Origin of the sequence: Mycobacterium sp. 1482292.6 (genome assembly GCF_001672995.1) — a bacterium.
GTDB lineage: Bacteria > Actinomycetota > Actinomycetes > Mycobacteriales > Mycobacteriaceae > Mycobacterium > Mycobacterium europaeum_A.
On sequence record NZ_LZKV01000191.1, the window covers coordinates 1 to 17483 of the forward strand.

Here is a 17483-nt window from a genome sequence, read left to right on the forward strand (position 1 = left end):
CGAGCTCTACCGAGCCCTCCAAGCCGACCTCAACCCATCACTCGACACACTTGACGCTGCATAGGAGCATCCACGTCCAAGACTGGGTCAAGACTCACCGCACCGACATCGACCAACTCACCCTGGCCTGCGGACCCCACCACCGCCTCCTCGAGAAGGGCTGGACCACCCAAAAACGCGCCAACGGCGACACCGAATGGATCCCCCCACCACACCTCGACCGCGGCCAACCGCGGACCAACACCTTCCATCACCCCGAGGATCTACTGAGCGAGGGAGACGGCACGACGTAAAGCTCGAGCGGTCAGACCCGAGCGAAGGCAGCGCCGGGTAAGACTATTGCTGCGGAGGAGGCGGAGGAAGGGGCGCCGGCGCCGTCCGGCGAGGACGCGGCCGAATTTGGCCGCAGTTCAGGCCGATTATGCAGTCCGAGCCGCTTGCTTGGGGTTGGACGGCGTCGTTGCAGCAAACGCCGTCGGGCGATGCGGGCGTCGGGGCCGCGATCGGCGCAGGGGCGACCTCGATCGGCGCGGGGGCGGCGTTGGTACGCGGAATACCCACACCACCGATGCCCCCGAGTCCCAGTGCAAGCACGGCACCAACGCACATTGCGGCCCTGCCCGTTCGATTCGCCATGGCACCCGATCCTAATTTTTCGCTGGTGAATATATAGAGCCGCAGCGCGGCTTTGTGGCGCGGTGGCGCACCCCGAGTAGCTCTTTCCTCCGAGACCATTCGACCACCTCCACAATTGGTGCGAACTCGAATCAGCGAACGCCTTCGGCCTGCCACCAGTCGTACAGAGCGGCTTGGGTGCTCTCCGGGGCGATGCCCTGCTCGGCGACCACCAGCGTCCGCGCGGGGATGTCCGTCCAGACCAGATAGACGCCGTCGTCTCGGCCGGTGCCGAGGAACACCACCGACCCGTTATGGCCGCCGCGATTCCACTCGGTGGGCCCCTTGGTGCCATCAGGGAACGGTTGCGCCAGAGTCTGCGGGGCCTCCGTGAGGCTGCGCTGGAAGTCGGCGTTCAGATCGTCGGTGTTGGCGTACAGCAGGTAATCCGCGTTCCAGGGGCCGCCGGGATCGTGACTGTAGTTGTCACAGTTGACCGCGGCTACCGCCACGGCGGAGTGCGCGCCGGCGGGGTGGCAGTCGGCGGGGGTGTAGCCGCCCGAGAGGTGGCTCATCAGCGTCTGCACGTCGGCCGGATTATTGGCGGGGTCGGCCGCGGCCGTCGTGGCTAACCCAGTGGCGGTCAGACCGGTCATGGCGGTAACCACGCCCGCGCGGGCCAGTCGGGAACGCAGGCGGGCCATGGGTGCCTCCTTTGCTGGGCAAAGAGCTACGGCGGTGAGTTTAACTCCTAGTCGCGCACGGCGCCTCTTATAGAGGCGCTCTGAGCTGCAGCGCATCGCCAGGCGACATCAGCGGCGAGATCAACCGGCTTGCTTGGCCGGCGGCCGATAGAAGATCGCCAATTGGCCGATCGCCCCAAGCAGGCCAAGCCCCGCCGAGATCGCCAGACCCTGCCAGCCGTCGAACCAGTTCTTCCCGAAGACCAGGTAGTCCAGGCTGTACTTGCCCGCGCCCAGGGTGGCCACGCCCACGGCGCTGACCGCCAGCACCAGGTTGTACTCCCAGCCCTCCTTGACGATGAAGAAGCCGTTGGCGCGGTGCACGGTCCAGGCCGCGACCAGCATCAGCGAGACGAAGCCCGCCGCGGGGATCGGGGTCAGAAAGCCGGCGGCCAGTCCCAGGCCGGCGGCCATTTCGGTGGTCGCCGCCACGGTGGCGTGGAACTTACCGGGCTTCATGCCGATGCTTTCGAACCAGCGCGCGGTGCCAGGGATGCGTCCCCCGCCGAAGAACTTGTTGTAGCCGTGCGCAGCCAAAGTCACGCCCAACACCAGCCGCAGGATCAGTACTCCGACGTCATGGAACGTGTCATATGAAGTCATAGTTGTAAACCTAGATCATGGGATGGGTGGCAGGACAAGAGCCGCCGAGCAGCTACGTCGCTTAATCCGCTGGTCCGTGTGGGAACATTGCGGGCGTTCCGACGTCGGCCCGATCAGTAGTTATGCCACAAAGGGGGTGCACCACGGCTCGTACCGCACGAGGCGGCACCCACGCGTCAAGCAGACGAGTCCCGCCCATCGAGCACTCCGTGGTGTTGCTGGACGGAAGGTCGAGCCACCCGCGGGAGTTGCTGGGCAACAAGGGCCACGGCATCGACGCGATGCGCCGGCAGAACCTGCCGGTACCGCCGGCGTTCTGCATCACCACCGCGGTGGGACTGCGCTATCTCGCCGACCCGGTGGCCACCATGGACGTCATCTGGGACGACGTTCTGGACCGGATGCGCTGGCTGGAAGCGCAAACCTCGCGCACGTTCGGGCGTGGCCCGCAGCCCCTGTTGGTCAGCGTGCGCTCCGGAGCCACCCAGTCGATGCCGGGCATGATGGACACCATCCTTGACCTCGGCATCAACGATGCCGTCGAGCAGGCGCTGGCGGCAGCCGGCGACCAGGCCTTCGCCCGCGATAGCCGACGGCGGTTCACGGAAATGTATCGGCGCATCGTCGGCGTCGGTGAACACGAATCGGTGCCCTCCGATCCGTACGCACAGTTACGCGCGGGCATCGAGGCGGTGTTCGCCTCCTGGAATTCGCCGCGCGCGATCGCCTACCGCGCCCACTACGGAATCGACGATCAGCACGGCACCGCGGTCGTCGTGCAGGCCATGGCTTTCGGCAATCTCGGCCCCAATTCCGGTGCTGGAGCGTTCTTTTCGCGTAACCCCATAACGGGTGACAACGAGCCGTTCGGCGAATGGCTGCCCGGCGGCCAGGGCGACGACGTGGTCTCGGGATCGGTCGACGTCGAACCGATCGTCGCGCTGCGCGACGAACAGCCGGCCGTTTACGACGAGTTGCTTGCTGCCGCCGGCAGCCTGGAGCGGCTGGAGGCCGACATCCAGGAGATCGAGTTCACCGTCGAGGACGGCAAGCTGTGGCTGCTGCAGACCCGCTCGGCGGAGCGTTCGGCACAGGCGGCGGTGCGCTCGGCGCTGCAACTGCGGCACGAGGGACTCATCGACGATGCGGAGATGCTGCGGCGGGTGACCCCCGCGCATGTCCGGACCCTGCTCCAACCGGCGCTGCAGCCCGAGACACGTTTGGCGGCACCGCTTTTGGCCAAGGGAGTGCCGGCCTGCCCGGGCGTGGCCTCGGGAACGGCGTACACCGATGTCGATGAGGCGCTGCGCGCCGCCGATCGCGGCGAGCCGGTGATCCTGGTGCGTGACCACACCCGGCCCGAAGATGTGTCGGGCATGCTGGCCGCGCAGGCCATCGTCACCGAGGTCGGCGGGGCCTCCAGCCATGCGGCCGTGGTCAGCCGCGAACTGGGCCGGGTCGCGGTGGTGGGCTGCGGCCAGGGGGTAGCGGCAGCGCTGGCCGGCAAGCAGATCACCGTCGACGGCGCGGAAGGCGAAGTGCGCGAAGGCAAGCTGAGCCTGTCGGCGTGGTCGGAGGACGATACGCCGGAACTGCGGGAACTGGCCGACATCGTGCGGCCGCTCAGCCCGCTGCGCGCCCACCCGGCGGGCGACCACGTGCGGCTCGACGACAGCTCCGAGGCCGCCGTGCGCGCCGCCCTGGACGCCGGGCACGCCGACGTGGTTTCGGCGACCCCGTTGATCGTGATGCTGACCGCGCTGCGCCTGGCATCGAAACCAGCACAATGACGGAATTGGAGGTGCTGCAAGCGGTTCGGCTCAAGGGCCGGGTGAGTCCGGCCGGCCTGACCGCGACCCTGGGCACCGACCTGGCCGCCATCACTCCCACCGTCGAGCGGCTGGCCGCGGCCGGACTGCTGACCGAAGGCGTGACGTTACGGATCACCTCCGCCGGCAGCGACAGGCTCGCGGCGTTGCTCGCCGAGGAGCGCGCGGGCATCGATTCGACCGCCATGGCCGCCGCCTATGCCGACTTTCGCGCGGTCAACGCCGACTTCAAACGCCTGGTGACGGATTGGCAGCTCAAGGGCGGCCCCGGCGGCGCTCCCAACGCCCATGACGATGCCGACTACGACGCCGCGGTGTTGGCCCGCCTCGACGACGTGCACGCCCGCACCATGCCGATCGTCGAGGCGGCCGCGGCGCAGCTGCCGAGGCTGCACGCTTACGGCACGAAACTGGTTGCGGCGCTGGACAAAGTGCGGGCCGGGGAGACGACGTGGCTGACCCGTCCGCTGATCGACTCCTACCACACCGTGTGGTTCGAGCTGCACGAAGAGCTGATCGGCGCCGTCGGTTTGACCCGCGAAGAAGCCGCCAGATCCGGTGATGCGCAATAGCTAGAGCGCCGCGTCCAGCAGCGCCAGGTAGGCATCGATATCGGGCACGGCCGATGCCGCCGCGTGCACGCTGATCGCGATGGTGTCGCCGATGCCGTGCACACCGTGCGTCAGCCCCATCATCGGCGAGAGCGCCGGATATCCCGACGTCAGCACTACCGGGGCCGCGCCGAAGCTCAGATCGGCCGCCCCCCGGTTGACGCTGGACACCACGGTGTTACCCGACACCTGGGTCGCGCGCTCGTGTACATCGAATTGCCCGATGCCCCACCGCAATAGGCCGGCGGGCACCGCGGCGAACGCGAGGTCGGCGGCCCTGGTGGCCGGGTGCTCGAACCGGCGCCGGCCGTTGGCCAGGTCGGCCGCGATCCGTTCGGCGCGCGCGTTCGGTCCGAGGCTGGGGTACAGCCCCACCACGACGTTGCCGAAGTGGTTGTACGCCCGCGGCGCGCCGGGCTTGGCCATCGGCACCTCGGCGCCCAGTGAATCGCATTGTCCGCCAAGCAGGTTGGCGAGGGCCTGGGATATCGCGCTCAGCACGCCCACGGTGACCGTCGGGCCCGGCAGCTGGGAGCGATGACGCACCAACGTCCGCGCCGCGCGGGCGCCGCCGGGACATGCGTTCGTCTGCAGCACCGGACGCGACCCGGCCCCGGCGGCCAGCCGGCCCGCGCGGATGTCGCTTTCCAGCGCGCGGTGGGTCCGCGCCGCGTGGACCGCCCGCCAGGGCAGGAACCCGGGGCGTGGGACGGGCACCGGCGGCACCGGCTCGGACCTGCCGAACAGCCAGGCCGCCATGGCCGCGGAGCGGGCGCCGTCGGCCAGCGCGTGCGCGACCTGCAGCACCGCGACCGTCCCCGGTCCGGCGACGCCCGGAATGCCGCGCACCGGGGTGAAAACGTGCAGCCGCCAGGCCATCCGGCGAATGTCCAGCTGGTCGGCCGCGAGGCCGGCGACCGCGGCCAGCACGCCGTCCCAGCTGTCATGGGCCAACTCGTGGCGGACGACCTGCTCGGGCGTGACGGCCGCCGGCACCCACCGCGGGTAGCGCAACCGGCCGCGGTCTTTCAGCCGTATCGTCAGCGCCGGCTCGGCGTGGGCCCGCCCGCGGAGTCGCTCGACGGCGTTCGGGTAGTCGGCGGCCTCGCCGTCGAAGGCGTAGAGCAGGAACTCGTCGTTGGGGATCTTGGCCGACATCCAGTAGAACTGCGCGTCGACGGCGGCCATCCGGTGCCCCGGTACGGCGATGGCCACGGTGTCAGCCCGGCGAACCGATGAACCCGAGCACCAGGTCGGCGACCTTGTCGGGCTGTTCAAGCTGCAGGAAGTGCCCGGCATGTTCGACGATGCCGACCTCGCTGCCCGGGGGCAACACCTTTTCGGCCCAGCGCGTGAAAGCCGGTGTCATGCAACCGTCGTCGCGGCCGTGCAGGTACAGGCAGGGCAGCAGGGGTTCTTCGGTCCACAGCTGATTCAGCTCGGCATACCGCGCCGACGGCCGGGTGTTGCGGATGGTGGCGCGGTACGGTCCCAGCGCCGCCCGCCAGCTCTCCGGCGCCCCGATCGCGGCGTCGACGTGCCGCAGATCCTCGTCGGCGCGATAACCGGGCGACCACCGCCGCCACAGCAGCGGCAACACCCAGGACGCGGAACGCTCAGGCAGCCAAGGCAATTGGAAGTACACGATGTACCAGCTGCGGAACACCTGGCGCGCCAGATGCGCGGCCAGCCGGCCCCGCTCGGCCGCGCCACCCCCGCGCCGCCGGAACGCCGCCGACGGTGGCACCGACATGATCACCGCCTTGGTGAACGGGCTGTCGGGCATGGCGGCCAGCCCGGTCCCGGCGATCGCGCCCCAATCGTGGCCGATGATCACGTCGTTGTCGGTGCCGCCCGCGGCCTCACGGACCCGCAGGGCGTCGTCCATCAACGCACCGACCTGATAGCTGCCGTCGACCGGGATCGACGACGGCGCGTATCCGCGCATGAAAGGCGCGACCACCCGCCAGCCCGCCGACGCGAGCCGCGGCGCGACTTTGCGCCAGCCATAGGGCGTGTCGGGGAAGCCATGCAGGCACAACGCGATAGGACCGTCGTTCGGCCCCCAGGTGAGGCACTTGAGATCGCCCGCAGGCCCGGTCACGTCGATCCAGCCTGGTTCAGCCATGTTCACTCCCTGCTCGACGTCTCCGCAGGGATCAACCTAACCTGTGCGGCCGCGCGACGCACCGACCCTGGTCGATATGGCGTCAAAACACCGCTGTATCAGCGGTTTTCACTGTTGCAGTGCGGCGGCCCGCTCCAGCTCGGCGACGACGATCTTGCGCATGCCATACATCGCGTTGGTGGCCGCCGCCGCCCGGTCGCGATCCGGATCGCTGATCAGTTCGTAGAGCCGGTCCGGGACGATTTGCCAGCTCAGCCCGAAGCGGTCCTTGAGCCAGCCGCATTGCGATTCCTCGCCCCCGTCGGTCAACCGGTCCCAGTAGTAGTCGACCTCGTCCTGGTCCTTGCAGTGGATCGTGAAGGACACCGCTTCGCTGAACTGGAAGTGCGGACCGCCGTTGATCCCGATGAACCGGGTGCCGTCCAGCACGAAGCTGCCGGACAGGACGGTCCCGGGTTCGCCAGGTCCGGCGTCGGTGGTCTGGTTGAAACCCTCGATGTGGGAGTTGGGGAACACCGAGGTGTAGAACTTGGCGGCTTCCTCCAGGTTGTCGTCGAACCACAACGACGGGGTGATCGATGGCATGTCCTTCGGCCTCCTTGACGGCTCGTGCGTTTCTGCATTGCTAGACCCGGGCGCCGACGAAAACTCACCGCGTCGTCCACCCGCGCAACAGTGCTTAACCGGCCTATGTAACGTCAGATCGCATGAGTACCGTCAGCAGCAGTCCCGAGACGGTTGAGTTTGCCGGTGTCGGCGGGATCACCCTGGTCGCCGACGAATGGAATCGCGGCTCCGGCGGTGCCGGGCGGCCGAGCATCCTGATGTTGCACGGGGGCGGCCAGAACCGGTTTTCCTGGAAGAACACCGGTCAAACGCTGGCCGATGAGGGGCTGCACGTGGTAGCGCTCGACTCGCGGGGACACGGGGACAGCGCGCGCTCGCCCGACGCCGACTACGAGATCGAGACGCTGACGGGCGACGTCATGCGGGTCCTCGAGGCGATCGGTCGCCCGGTGACCATCATCGGGGCCAGCATGGGCGGCCTGACCGGCATCCTGGCCGCGTACCGGGCCGGTCCGGCGAGGGTCACCCGATTGGTGCTCGTCGACGTGGTGCCCCGGTTCGAAAAGGGCGGCAGCGCCCGCATCCGCGACTTCATGTTCAGCGGCCTCGACGGCTTCGACTCGCTGGAGCAGGCGGCCATCGCCGTCGCCGCCTACCTGCCCTACCGGAGCAAGCCACGCAGCCCCGAGGGCCTGAAGAAGAACCTGCGCCTGCGCGACGGCCGCTGGTATTGGCACTGGGACCCGGCGTTCATGACCAAGCCCGGCGACGATCCCGAACTGCGCACCGAGAGCTTCGAGCAGGCCGCCAAGAGTCTGACCATTCCCGTGTTGCTGATCCGCGGAAAGCTGTCCGACGTGGTGAGCCCGGAGGGCGTGCGGCACTTCCTGGCTACCGTCCCGCGCGCGGAATTCGTCGAGCTGTCCAACGCCGGCCACACCGCGGCCGGCGACGACAACGACGCGTTCAGCGACGCGGTGGTGGCCTTCGTCAACCGCCGCTAGTTCAATGGCGGCGACCCGCTTCGCCCGGCCACGCCGCCCTCACGATCGCCGCTAGTTCGATGGCGGCGACCCGCTTCGCCCGGCCACGCCGCCCTCGCGATCGCCGCTAGTTCGCCGGCTTCTCGGCGTGCCCGCCGAATTGCTTGCGCATCGCCGAGAGTGCCTTATTGGCGAAGTCGTCGAGCGAGCGCGAGGCGAAGCGGGACTGCAGCGCGGTGGTCAGCACCGGTGACGGCACTCCCTCGTCGATCGCCGCGATGGCGGTCCAGCGGCCCTCCCCGGAGTCGGAGACCCGGCCGGAGAACTCCTTCAGGTCCGGCGATTCGTGCAACGCGATGGCCGTCAGATCCAGCAACCAGGAGCCGATGACGCTGCCGCGCCGCCACACCTCGGCGACCTCGGGAATGTCGAAGTCGTACTGGTAGAACTCGGGGTGTTCCAGCGGCGCGGTTTCGGCGTCGCCCTCCTGCACGTGCTTGCCGATGTCGGCGTTGCGCAGGATGTTCAGCCCCTCGGCGAGCGAGGCCATCATGCCGTACTCGATGCCGTTGTGCACCATCTTCACGAAGTGCCCGGCGCCGGACGGGCCGCAATGCAGATAGCCCTGCTCCGACCGCTCGACCTCGCCTTCGCGGCCCGGCGTGCGCGCCGCGGCGTCGACGCCCGGTGCGACGCTGGCGAAGATCGGCTCGGCGTGCAGGAAAGCCTCGTCGTCGCCGCCGATCATCAGGCAGTAGCCGCGCTCCCGGCCCCACACGCCGCCGCTGGTGCCACAGTCGAGTAGGTGAATTCCCTTCTCCGACAGCGTCTTTGCGTGACGGATGTCGTCTCGGTAGTAGGAGTTGCCGCCGTCGATGACGATGTCTCCGGAGTCCAGCGTCTCGGCCAGCTCGTCGATCACCCCGGTCGTGATGGTTCCGGCCGGGACCATAACCCAGATCAGTCGCGGTGCCTTCAGCTTCTCGGCGAGTTCTTTCAGCGAGGACACCCCGGTGGTTTTGTCCTCACCCTCCATCGCCTTGACCGCGTCGGGATTGTGGTCGTAGACCACACATTCGTGTCCGTCCTTGACCACGCGGCGGACGATGTTCGCGCCCATCCGGCCGAGGCCGATCATTCCAAGCTGCATCGTGTCCCTCGTCTCCTTACTGTTCCTTGGGCGTGCTGCGCGGCAGCCACGGCTCTTGCCAGCTGTGGTGACCACGCAGCAGCGCCTTCGCGGCCTCGGGCCCCCAGGAGCCCTGGTCGTAGTGATGGATTCGGCCCGGCTTGTCCAGCACCGGCTGCACGATTCGCCACGTCTCTTCGATGGCGTCTTCGCGGGCGAACAACTGGTGATCGCCGTTGAACGCGGCGTAAAGCAGGCGTTCATAGGGCCGTACCGGTTCGCCGAGATCCTCGGCGAACGACGAATCCAGGTGAACGTCGTGCCAGGAATCGCCGGCCTGCGCGGACAACTGCAGCCGCATCCCGGGATCGGGGTCGATGCGCAGCACGATCTGATTGCACTCGGGCGGGCGGCGATTGGGCAGAAACGAAAAGCCCGGAACGTGGTGCAGAAACATCCGGACCTCGGTGACCTTGTCCGGCAACGCTTTTCCGGCGCGTAGGAAAATCGGCACGCCGGCCCACCGCCAGTTGTCGATCTCGGTCCGCAGCGCAATGTAGGTCTCGGTGGTGGAATCCTTTGCGACACCGGCGACATCGGTGTAGCCGCGGTACTGTCCGCGCACGCAGCGCTCCGGATCCAGGGCGGGCATCGCCCGAAAGACCTCGGCCTTCTTGTCGTTCAGGTCGTCGGCGCCGGCGCCGACCGGGGGCTCCATGGCGACCAGGGCAAGCACCTGCAGCAGGTGGTTTTGCACCACGTCGCGAAGCGTGCCCACCGCGTCGTAGAACTTGCCGCGGTCCTCGATCCCGAAATCCTCGGCCATGGTGATGTGGATTTCGGAGATGCTGTCGCGGTCCCACAGCTTGGCCAGGCCGTTGTTCGCGAACCGCAGGTATTGCAGTTCCTCGACGGGTTGTTTGCCCAAAAAGTGGTCCACGCGCAGGATTTGGTCTTCGTCGAGAACCGCGCGCAGTCGGGCGTTGAGGTCGCGCGCCGAGTCCAAGTCGTGGCCGAACGGTTTTTCCACCGCCACCCGGGCCCGCTCCAGCAGGTCGGCTTTCGCCAGGTTCTCCACGATGGGCGCGAACAGGGCGGGCGGCATCTCGAGGTAGTAGAGCGGATGGGAATCCGATGGGATCTTCTTGGCGAGCTGCGTGTAGAGGCCGGCGTCGGTGACGTCGCCATGCAGGTAGGACAGCCGGTCCGCCAGCCGATCGAAGACCGCGTCGTCGAACTGCTCCCCCGATGCCTTGATGGCGTCGCGCGCCCGGTCCTGCAGCTGTTCGAGGGTGATGTCGTCACTGGCCACGCCCACGATCGGGTGGTTCAGCATGTCGCGGCGCTCGAGCCGGTACAGCGCCCGGAACGTCATTTTCCGCGCCAGGTCCCCGGTGATTCCGAAGATCACCAGCAGGTCAGATGGGTTACTGTCGTCGTCGGCCAAAACCGCTCCTCCCGAAAGTCACCTGATCGGCTCCCTTGAGATCACTACCCGCGGCCGGCGGACTCAACACTAGACACTGCCGATAGGGCCGACAACCTGGGCGGACCGCGGCCTTGAAAGGATGACCGGCATGGCTGACCCGCTGCACGTCACGGTCTACGTTCTGGCCGGGATCGCCGCGATCGAAGGTATCGCGCTGATTGTGTTGTGGCGGTTGCTGGTGCGCAGCCAACAGCAACTCGACGAGCTGCGCCAGCGGACCGACACCCGCAACCAGTTGCTGTCGGGCGGGCGCGAGGCCGTCAAGAGGGTGTGGAACACCGCCAACCTGATGCGCAAGGAAGGCTTCGGCGCCGTGGTGCGCAGCAGCATCGAAGACCTCGCGGACTGGGCCGAAGTCGAGCGACCCGACCTTGCTCGCGTCACCCCCGACGGCCGGGTGGTGATCTTGTTCTCCGACATCGAGGAGTCCACCGCACTCAACGAGCGGATCGGCGATCGGGCCTTCGTCAAGCTGATCAGCTCGCACGACAAGCTGGTCTCGGATCTGGTGCGGCGACGGTCCGGTCATGTAGTGAAGAGCCAGGGCGACGGATTCATGATCGCCTTCTCCCGCGCCGAGGAGGCGGTCCGGTGCGGTATCGACCTGCAGCATGCGTTGCGCAGGCAGGCAAACCGCAAGCGGCGCGAGGAGATTCGCGTTCGGATCGGGATCCACATGGGCCGCTCGGTGCGCCGTGGCGACGACCTGTTCGGCCGCAATGTCGCGATGGCGGCCCGGGTCGCCGCCCAAGCGGTGGGTGGGCAGATTCTGGTGAGTCAGCCGGTGCGAGACGCGCTTTCCGATTCCGACGGCATCCGGTTCGACGACGGCCGCAATGTGGAGCTGAAGGGCTTTTCGGGCACCTACCGCTTGTTCGCCGTCGAGTCGCCGGCCGATTCCGAGCCGGACTGAACGCCGTCGCCGTTGTATTCGGCCAATCGCTGATGCAGGCGATCGCGGACCTCGTCCGCGGTGTATGCCCGCCGCTTGCGCTGGTCGCGGACGACCAGCACGCCCCCGGCGACGACACCGGCGGCACCCGCCAACCCCAGCCACTTCCACACATTGCGCATGACATCAGGCTATGCGCCGCCGGATCGTTGTGGCCCGGTTGTGGTTGACTTGTGTGCCCGCAACGCACGGCGACGGATCACGCGCGCCGTGCCGGCGGGCTGATAGTGGCGACGACAACGGCGAAACCTGCAGCGGCGGACGGGCTTACCAAGATGCTCACCTTGAACCAAGCGCTCGAAGAGACCCGCACCGGCGACCTTTGGCTGTTTCGCGGCGGCTCGGGACCGGACCGCGCGATCCAGACGCTGACGAACAGCCCGGTGAACCACGTCGGCATGACGGTGGCCATTGACGACCTGCCGCCGCTGATCTGGCACGCCGAACTGGGTGACAAGCTCGTCGACCTGTGGACGGGGACGAATCATCGTGGCGTGCAACTCAACGACCTTGCCCAATCGGTCACGCAGTGGTCGCAGCGTTACCACCAACGGTGCTGGCTACGCCAGCTGACGCCGCCGGCCACCCGGGAGCAAGAGAACAAGCTGCTGCGCGTGATCGCGCGGATGGACGGCACCGCGTTTCCCACCACCATGCGGTTGACCGGGCGATGGCTGCGCGGCCGGCTCCCGAACGCCTACGACTGGGGGCGGGGAATCCCGTTCGTGGACAGGAAGGTTCGCGAATCGACACAGCGGCGCAAGGAACGCCAGCGGCTCGGCCTGGAAGTGGCCTACTGCGCGGAAACGGTGGCAATCACCTACGAGGAGATGGGGTTGCTCACCACCGAGAAGTATTCGAACTACTTCGACCCCGGGTCGTTCTGGAGCGGTGACCGGCTTCCGCTCGCACCGGGCTATGCCCTGGGCGATGAAATCGAGATATCAATCGGCTAGTCGAGGGTCAGTCGACCGCCACCTCGCCCATCTCAGACCAACCCGTGGCATCGATGGTCTGATTGATGATCTTCGGGGTGGACTTCAGCGCGGGCGGGAGTTCCTGCATGAAGCGCTTGAAGTGATCGCTGTTGACATGGACACCGCCGGCCTCATCGTCGCGGAACGCCTCCACCAAGACGTACTCCGCCGGGTTGTCCAGGCTGCGCGACCACTCGAACCACAGATTGCCTTCCTCGGCCCGAGTCGCCGCGGTGAACGAGGCGACGAGATCCGGCCAGCGGTCGGTCCAGTCGGGTTTGGTTTCGAACTTGACGACGATGAAGATCATTGCGGCCCCGCCTAGGTTCGCTGCTTCCGGTTACGCCCGCCCGGTCTCCGCGGGCAGCGCCAGCCTATCCGGCCGCGATTGGTAGCGGACCGCCGCGACGGAGGACTGCTGGCCGTAATTTGCTTAAGTAATGGTCAGAGCAAAGTGGGCTCATGCGTCTCTCAAGACGCATGAGCCCACTTGCACCGCACGGTTCCAGTGGCGGAGCTCACAAACCGGACGATGCCGGGAGTATTTCACTACCGATACTGCCACCCGATTCGGCTCGCGCTACCGAGGACACAATCCATTATGGCGAACTACGTCGGATGTATTTTGTTATCAATTCGCAATTCCTGCGTGGCCGGATAAATGTAATTCACATTCCGGGCGGAGCCGGCGGCGCCGGAGCGTCGATCAGGACGGCCGGTGGCGGCGGAGCGTCCGGCGGTGGCGGCGGCGCATCCGGTGGCGGCGCAAGAGCGTCGGGCGCGGGCGGCGGTGCGTCCGGCGGAGGCGGCGGCGCGTCGGGCGGGGGCGGCGGAGCGAACAGCGGCGGCGGCGGCGCGTCCTCCGCGGGCATCGGAAGGAACATATGGTGCGTGAATCCGGCCTGGTAGGCGCCCGCACCGCCCATGTGCACCCCGCCGCGCTCACCGCTGGAGACCGCCGTTCCGTCCGGCAGCGTCACCGCCGTGTGGCCACCGTTCCAGCCGATGACCAACGCGTTGGGGGCGGTTCCATATTGGAAGCCGCGCGCCAACAATGCACCCTCTTCGTTTCCGGTGTTGAATCGATCCCCGAAAACGGGCCTGTCAGTTGCGGCATTAGCAATCCAGGACGCGAGTCCCGAACAATCGGTCCCGGCGGGCGAATCTCCACCCGCAATATAGGGCGTGCCGGAGACCTGACTGATTAACGACATCAATGATGCAATAACGACCATGGGCAGGGAGGCTAGCAATAACAATTGTCGTGAACCAAAATTTGTGGCGCAGGTCATTCGCTATTCAGACCATGACGTGCGCCGCACCTAGAGCAAACTTATTAGGCACCGGTATATTTTCGGCGGCTAAGCGCCTGCGGTTGCCGAGCGCCCGCCTCAGCCCCCGGGCGCTTGCCGCGGAGGCCTAAGCCTTGTCCCGGCTTCGTTCGCTTTGCGCCGTCTCCCGATCGACGTCGGCTTGCTCTCGCTTGGCGCGGGCTCGCACGCGCTTGCCTCGTTCGTCCACGCGCCGCAGCCGCTCGCGTTCGCGCTCCGCGGCCGAGCCCTCGCGTTCGTCCGCTCGCTGCTCGCGTTCGTCGGCCGCCCGCTCGCGGTCGTCGGCGATCTGCTCACGCTGGTCGGCGACCCGGTCTCGTCTACCGGCCTGAAATTCCCGCCTTTTCAACTCCGCCTCGCGTCGGGCAACGGAATCTTCGCGCTCGTCGAGCGCGTGCGCCCGCCGTTCCGACTCCGCGGGCGGCTCGAGACGATCCTCGGCGGCCACAGCTCACCCTAACGCTGCGGCGGCCCATTGCTTCGACCGCCAGGCGCCGTAGCGGCCAGTTCCTCACACAGGGAGATGTCGGATCAGATGGGCGTCCAGATTCCGTTGTTCCAGATTCCCCAGTTGCCGGCACCGGTCGGGTTCCACATCATCTGAGCCCCGGGCGCCCAAGCCGGTTGCGGTGGCTGCGGCGGGGCCCACGCCGGTGGCGGTCCCCAGGGCCCCCAGCCCGCGGGCGCGGACGGGCCCCCGGGCCTTTGCCAGTCGTGGCATTGATGCCAGTCCCAGTCCAAGACATTTCCCCAGGCGGGGTTCCACGGATCGCCGGGACACCAGTGGCCGGTGGGCGCCGGGGCCGCCGCGGCGACGGGACCACCGGCGAGACCCAGAACGCCCAGCGCCAAGGCGCCGCCCACCACCACGCTCGCTGTCCGCTTCACCGTCTGCATCCCCTCACACTTTCTCGATACCGGCATCCGGGCAAGTAGCAATTACGGGCGACTACTGGCGGCCGTCGAGGAGATGTGCGTAGGGGTCACTCTCGGAGCCGACGGTCTCAGGCATCGGATAATAGGTCTTGATCAGAAGATTTCCGTCGTCGTCCCAGGCGAAAGTCTCAATGCTGTAAGCCATTTGAACGTTGGGCTCAGTACCGAAGCGATTCTCACAGACCCAGGCCATCTCGTTGCCGTTCACCTGAACGGTGATCATCTTGATCTTGAGGATGGACTGGAACATGTCGAACGCGTCAGAGGTGGCGGCGTCGAAGCCGTGCTTTTCGGCCGTACCGACCGGATCGAACATGCGCACCTCGCCCGGACAGATCGTGCGCCAAGACGCTACCCATGCGTCCTTCTTCCCGGCATTCCATAATTCGGCATGCTTGGCCGCATGCGCCAAGCGAGCCTGGCGACTCGGGACACTGGCCATGACGGATTCCCTTCGTTACACCCCACGTAGGAAGCATTGATAGGTCAATGAAACCACTGAGCGTGCTCAATTTGAAGGGTCGCTCTGCGGGCCGGTCATACTCCGAACTTGGCACGCGCCTCCTGCGTCACCGGGGTGAACAGGTTGACCAGGTTTCCATCCGGATCCCGAAACAACAGTGCGCGGTTGCCCCAGGGCATCGTGGTCGGCTCCGTCACCACCTCGCCGACGTGCTCGCGGAGGCGCGCGTATTCGGAGTCCACGTCCTCGACGATGAATTCCAGGATGGCGCTCCGGTTGGCCCCGGGTTCGGCGGAACCGTCGCCGAACAGCGGGACGGTCTTGTCACTGCCGATGGCCAGCGTGCCGATCGGCGTCGGGATCTCGGCGAAAAGCTCGTTGCCCCAGACGGCCGAGACCCCCGTGACCAGCTGGTAGAAATCGACGAGCCGCCTGACGTCGGCCGTGATGATGCGGGTCGATATGAATTTCATGCGGTGCCTCCAGGTGAGCGCGGTGGGCGTCTGAGCACGGAATGCTAAGCGCCGCCCCCGACACCTCCGACCGCCATCACCGTGGCGGGCATCCTGACGAGTTCAGGTGCCAGTCGATCCTTCGGCACCGGTTTCGCTAATGCGATCTCGGGTGGCTGCCGTCAAATATGTCCAGCGCCGCAGGATGGCGTCAGCTTGAGCGGCGCGGTGGCTCTCGGCTGCTTGTCTATGCGCTGCGACGTCACCTAGTCCCGCGCTTATAGCGCGATCGTGAACTCGGGCCGCCCGATTGTGGGCATCGGCGGCAAACAGCTGGGCCCGGACCGTATTGCGCTGTCGCGCCCGAAGGCGGTCTTCCAGGCCCTCGGCGAACGGGTGGGTATCGCCGCTGGAGGGCGGCGGAGGTTCGACTGGCCGGCCTGGTGGTGTCTTATCCGCCTGGCCACCCAGCGCGGGCGCTGACGCATCGGGGCGGCGGCCTGCAGGCGTTCGCCTCGGTTCGTTCCCCAGTTGCGCTAGCAGCAGTCTTGCTCGAAGGCATGACCCGATCGCGGCAAAAGACACTTCCTGGGCGGTCGCTCTGTGTAGTCCGGAAACGATGCACTCGAACTCAAGGACGTTGAGCAATCGATCGCGTTGAGCCGTCGCCAGGTGCCAGGTATCGGCGTGGTCAGCCACAGCCCCGCCTTTCGAGTTTTTACTTCCCCGTTGGGCCATGTGGATGGCTGGCACGCCGCGTAGCTCAAGACAGTTACTCGTCTGGCGCCAGAGTGCCGTAGGAGAACCGCTCGGCCCGGATGGCGTTCAACGAGTTCCGACGAACCCGTTCGAGCCCGTCGCTGTGCTCAACGTACGTCATCGGACGACGACGCCCAAGACTTGCAACCAGTCCGACGTTCGTTTTCTGGACGCGAGCTTCGTTTGGCGGCCTCGCGCGTCCGGCATATGCCGCCCGTTTCTCGTCCGTCCAGACCGTGACCCGACGCGCCGAATCACCGGCCCGGAAGGGTTCTCCTGGCCTGCCAGGCGACGCCCGGCACCGTCTTCGCCAGATCCGGTCGGTTCCTGGCGAACGCGCGGAGGGCGCGGTAGAACGACCAAAGTTGGCGGGGAGTAGGCACTTTCGGCACAGCGGCCAGTTCCCAATGGATCCCGTTGATCGGGTCGTCGAAGAAGACCGCGTAGTAGCCGGGCCAGTACTGCGGGTATTCCTTGGGTTCGTCGGTGACCGGGATGTCGCGCGCGACCAAGAATTCGCGGTGGAAGCGGTCGACCTCTGCCCCGTTGCGGGCCCACAGCGCAATGTGATTGATGCCGACCGCCTGGTCGGCGTGCGTCAGCTTCGCCCCGGTCCGCGCGGGCTGGATGCCGATGTAGCTGTGCGGGTTGACGTTTCGCGTCATGTAATACATCGACTCGTATTCCATGTTGAGCGACGAGAAGCTGCTGTAGCCGAGCCAGCCGAACAAGGCGTCATAGAACGCGATGGAGTCGTCGTAGTCCAATACCGCGAACTCGACGTGACACACACCCCGCCACCGCATCGTGCTCCAACCTTAGTCATCCATGAACAGACTGTCCGCGTATCGCGCTGATGCGACTGACGGGATAACGCGAATGCTTGCGATAACCGCTCGAGTCACCAGAAGCGGCC

The 17483-nt window shown here is 66.9% G+C and carries 20 protein-coding genes and 1 pseudogene; 6 read left to right on the plus strand and 15 right to left on the minus strand.

What is annotated here, in order from left to right; genetic code table 11:
• A pseudogene (locus tag A5624_RS18445) lies at nt 1-293 on the plus strand (hypothetical protein); the annotation flags it as partial.
• A gap of 474 nt (nt 294-767) precedes the next feature.
• Here A5624_RS18445 and A5624_RS18450 read toward each other — a convergent pair.
• On the minus strand, nt 768-1319 hold the full coding sequence (locus A5624_RS18450; protein WP_066869037.1) for a hypothetical protein: 552 nt from the start codon (nt 1317-1319) through the stop codon (nt 768-770).
• Nucleotides 1320-1439: 120 nt separating this feature from the next.
• Nucleotides 1440-1961, minus strand: coding sequence for a DoxX family protein (locus A5624_RS18455; RefSeq protein ID WP_066869040.1), 522 nt, complete (start codon nt 1959-1961; stop codon nt 1440-1442).
• A gap of 209 nt (nt 1962-2170) precedes the next feature.
• Between A5624_RS18455 and A5624_RS18460 the strand changes: the two genes are divergently transcribed.
• Nucleotides 2171-3751: a pyruvate, phosphate dikinase gene (locus A5624_RS18460; RefSeq protein WP_066869043.1), complete on the plus strand. Its 1581-nt coding sequence runs from the start codon at nt 2171-2173 to the stop codon at nt 3749-3751.
• On the plus strand, nt 3748-4362 hold the full coding sequence (locus A5624_RS18465) for a hypothetical protein (RefSeq protein ID WP_066869047.1): 615 nt from the start codon (nt 3748-3750) through the stop codon (nt 4360-4362). Before A5624_RS18460 ends, A5624_RS18465 begins: the two co-directional genes overlap by 4 nt.
• Here A5624_RS18465 and A5624_RS18470 read toward each other — a convergent pair whose 3' ends face one another.
• The 3 genes from A5624_RS18470 to A5624_RS18480 form a co-directional block, all read right to left on the minus strand.
• Nucleotides 4363-5589 carry a wax ester/triacylglycerol synthase domain-containing protein gene (locus A5624_RS18470; RefSeq protein ID WP_066869154.1) on the minus strand — a complete coding sequence of 409 codons (1227 nt, stop codon included), beginning with the start codon at nt 5587-5589 and terminating at the stop codon, nt 4363-4365.
• Nucleotides 5590-5620: 31 nt separating this feature from the next.
• Entirely contained in the window at nt 5621-6529 is a 909-nt protein-coding gene (locus tag A5624_RS18475) for an alpha/beta fold hydrolase (protein WP_066869156.1), read from the minus strand.
• A gap of 108 nt (nt 6530-6637) precedes the next feature.
• The gene (locus A5624_RS18480) at nt 6638-7114 is read right to left on the minus strand and encodes a VOC family protein (protein ID WP_066869050.1); all 477 of its coding nucleotides are present in this window, start codon (nt 7112-7114) and stop codon (nt 6638-6640) included.
• 122 nt (nt 7115-7236) lie between these two features.
• Here A5624_RS18480 and A5624_RS18485 point away from each other — a divergent pair, with 122 nt between their 5' ends.
• Nucleotides 7237-8100 carry an alpha/beta fold hydrolase gene (locus tag A5624_RS18485; RefSeq protein WP_066869055.1) on the plus strand — a complete coding sequence of 288 codons (864 nt, stop codon included), beginning with the start codon at nt 7237-7239 and terminating at the stop codon, nt 8098-8100.
• Nucleotides 8101-8206: 106 nt separating this feature from the next.
• Here A5624_RS18485 and gnd read toward each other — a convergent pair whose 3' ends face one another.
• Nucleotides 8207-9229, minus strand: coding sequence for a phosphogluconate dehydrogenase (NAD(+)-dependent, decarboxylating) (gene gnd, locus A5624_RS18490; protein WP_066869058.1), 1023 nt, complete (start codon nt 9227-9229; stop codon nt 8207-8209).
• 16 nt (nt 9230-9245) lie between these two features.
• Nucleotides 9246-10655 (minus strand): glucose-6-phosphate dehydrogenase, encoded by a 1410-nt coding sequence (locus A5624_RS18495; RefSeq protein WP_066869061.1) that lies wholly within the window; start codon nt 10653-10655, stop codon nt 9246-9248.
• A 121-nt stretch (nt 10656-10776) separates the two neighbouring features.
• Here A5624_RS18495 and A5624_RS18500 point away from each other — a divergent pair, with 121 nt between their 5' ends.
• Complete coding sequence (locus A5624_RS18500; protein ID WP_066869064.1) at nt 10777-11610, plus strand: adenylate/guanylate cyclase domain-containing protein; 834 nt, start codon at nt 10777-10779, stop codon at nt 11608-11610.
• On the opposite strand, the gene A5624_RS18505 is transcribed toward A5624_RS18500, so the two are convergent.
• Nucleotides 11562-11771: a hypothetical protein gene (locus A5624_RS18505; RefSeq protein WP_066869068.1), complete on the minus strand. Its 210-nt coding sequence runs from the start codon at nt 11769-11771 to the stop codon at nt 11562-11564. The genes A5624_RS18500 and A5624_RS18505 overlap by 49 nt on opposite strands.
• A gap of 153 nt (nt 11772-11924) precedes the next feature.
• On the opposite strand from A5624_RS18505, the gene A5624_RS18510 reads away from it, so the two are divergent.
• The gene (locus tag A5624_RS18510; RefSeq protein WP_066869070.1) at nt 11925-12605 is read left to right on the plus strand and encodes a guanylate cyclase; all 681 of its coding nucleotides are present in this window, start codon (nt 11925-11927) and stop codon (nt 12603-12605) included.
• 7 nt (nt 12606-12612) lie between these two features.
• Here A5624_RS18510 and A5624_RS18515 read toward each other — a convergent pair whose 3' ends face one another.
• From A5624_RS18515 to A5624_RS18540, 7 genes are all read right to left on the minus strand, one after another.
• Complete coding sequence (locus A5624_RS18515; RefSeq protein ID WP_066869073.1) at nt 12613-12936, minus strand: putative quinol monooxygenase; 324 nt, start codon at nt 12934-12936, stop codon at nt 12613-12615.
• Nucleotides 12937-13294: 358 nt separating this feature from the next.
• Nucleotides 13295-13918 (minus strand): C40 family peptidase, encoded by a 624-nt coding sequence (locus tag A5624_RS18520; protein ID WP_231999638.1) that lies wholly within the window; start codon nt 13916-13918, stop codon nt 13295-13297.
• A 127-nt stretch (nt 13919-14045) separates the two neighbouring features.
• Nucleotides 14046-14405 (minus strand): hypothetical protein, encoded by a 360-nt coding sequence (locus tag A5624_RS27575; RefSeq protein ID WP_082976118.1) that lies wholly within the window; start codon nt 14403-14405, stop codon nt 14046-14048.
• A gap of 83 nt (nt 14406-14488) precedes the next feature.
• Complete coding sequence (locus tag A5624_RS27580; RefSeq protein WP_082972113.1) at nt 14489-14854, minus strand: hypothetical protein; 366 nt, start codon at nt 14852-14854, stop codon at nt 14489-14491.
• Nucleotides 14855-14906: 52 nt separating this feature from the next.
• A complete protein-coding gene (locus A5624_RS18530) occupies nt 14907-15335 on the minus strand; it encodes a hypothetical protein (RefSeq protein ID WP_156749079.1) in 429 nt (142 codons plus the stop codon).
• 95 nt (nt 15336-15430) lie between these two features.
• Entirely contained in the window at nt 15431-15829 is a 399-nt protein-coding gene (locus A5624_RS18535) for a VOC family protein (RefSeq protein ID WP_066869085.1), read from the minus strand.
• A 992-nt stretch (nt 15830-16821) separates the two neighbouring features.
• The gene (locus A5624_RS18540; protein ID WP_066869088.1) at nt 16822-17373 is read right to left on the minus strand and encodes a VOC family protein; all 552 of its coding nucleotides are present in this window, start codon (nt 17371-17373) and stop codon (nt 16822-16824) included.
• Between the last annotated feature and the right edge of the window lie 110 nt (nt 17374-17483).

Coding starts and splice junctions, on each gene's coding strand:
- A5624_RS18515 (WP_066869073.1), bottom strand. CDS start 12,936: ATGATCTTCATCGTCGTCAAGTTCGAAACCAAACCCGACTGGACCGAC.
- gnd (WP_066869058.1), bottom strand. CDS start 9,229: ATGCAGCTTGGAATGATCGGCCTCGGCCGGATGGGCGCGAACATCGTC.
- A5624_RS18480 (WP_066869050.1), bottom strand. CDS start 7,114: ATGCCATCGATCACCCCGTCGTTGTGGTTCGACGACAACCTGGAGGAA.
- A5624_RS18505 (WP_066869068.1), bottom strand. CDS start 11,771: ATGCGCAATGTGTGGAAGTGGCTGGGGTTGGCGGGTGCCGCCGGTGTC.
- A5624_RS18535 (WP_066869085.1), bottom strand. CDS start 15,829: ATGAAATTCATATCGACCCGCATCATCACGGCCGACGTCAGGCGGCTC.
- A5624_RS18485 (WP_066869055.1), top strand. CDS start 7,237: ATGAGTACCGTCAGCAGCAGTCCCGAGACGGTTGAGTTTGCCGGTGTC.
- A5624_RS18540 (WP_066869088.1), bottom strand. CDS start 17,373: ATGCGGTGGCGGGGTGTGTGTCACGTCGAGTTCGCGGTATTGGACTAC.
- A5624_RS27580 (WP_082972113.1), bottom strand. CDS start 14,854: ATGCAGACGGTGAAGCGGACAGCGAGCGTGGTGGTGGGCGGCGCCTTG.
- A5624_RS18455 (WP_066869040.1), bottom strand. CDS start 1,961: ATGACTTCATATGACACGTTCCATGACGTCGGAGTACTGATCCTGCGG.
- A5624_RS18510 (WP_066869070.1), top strand. CDS start 11,925: ATGCTCACCTTGAACCAAGCGCTCGAAGAGACCCGCACCGGCGACCTT.
- A5624_RS18475 (WP_066869156.1), bottom strand. CDS start 6,529: ATGGCTGAACCAGGCTGGATCGACGTGACCGGGCCTGCGGGCGATCTC.
- A5624_RS18500 (WP_066869064.1), top strand. CDS start 10,777: ATGACCGGCATGGCTGACCCGCTGCACGTCACGGTCTACGTTCTGGCC.
- A5624_RS18470 (WP_066869154.1), bottom strand. CDS start 5,589: ATGGCCGCCGTCGACGCGCAGTTCTACTGGATGTCGGCCAAGATCCCC.
- A5624_RS18465 (WP_066869047.1), top strand. CDS start 3,748: ATGACGGAATTGGAGGTGCTGCAAGCGGTTCGGCTCAAGGGCCGGGTG.
- A5624_RS18520 (WP_231999638.1), bottom strand. CDS start 13,918: ATGACCTGCGCCACAAATTTTGGTTCACGACAATTGTTATTGCTAGCC.
- A5624_RS18450 (WP_066869037.1), bottom strand. CDS start 1,319: ATGGCCCGCCTGCGTTCCCGACTGGCCCGCGCGGGCGTGGTTACCGCC.
- A5624_RS18530 (WP_156749079.1), bottom strand. CDS start 15,335: ATGGCCAGTGTCCCGAGTCGCCAGGCTCGCTTGGCGCATGCGGCCAAG.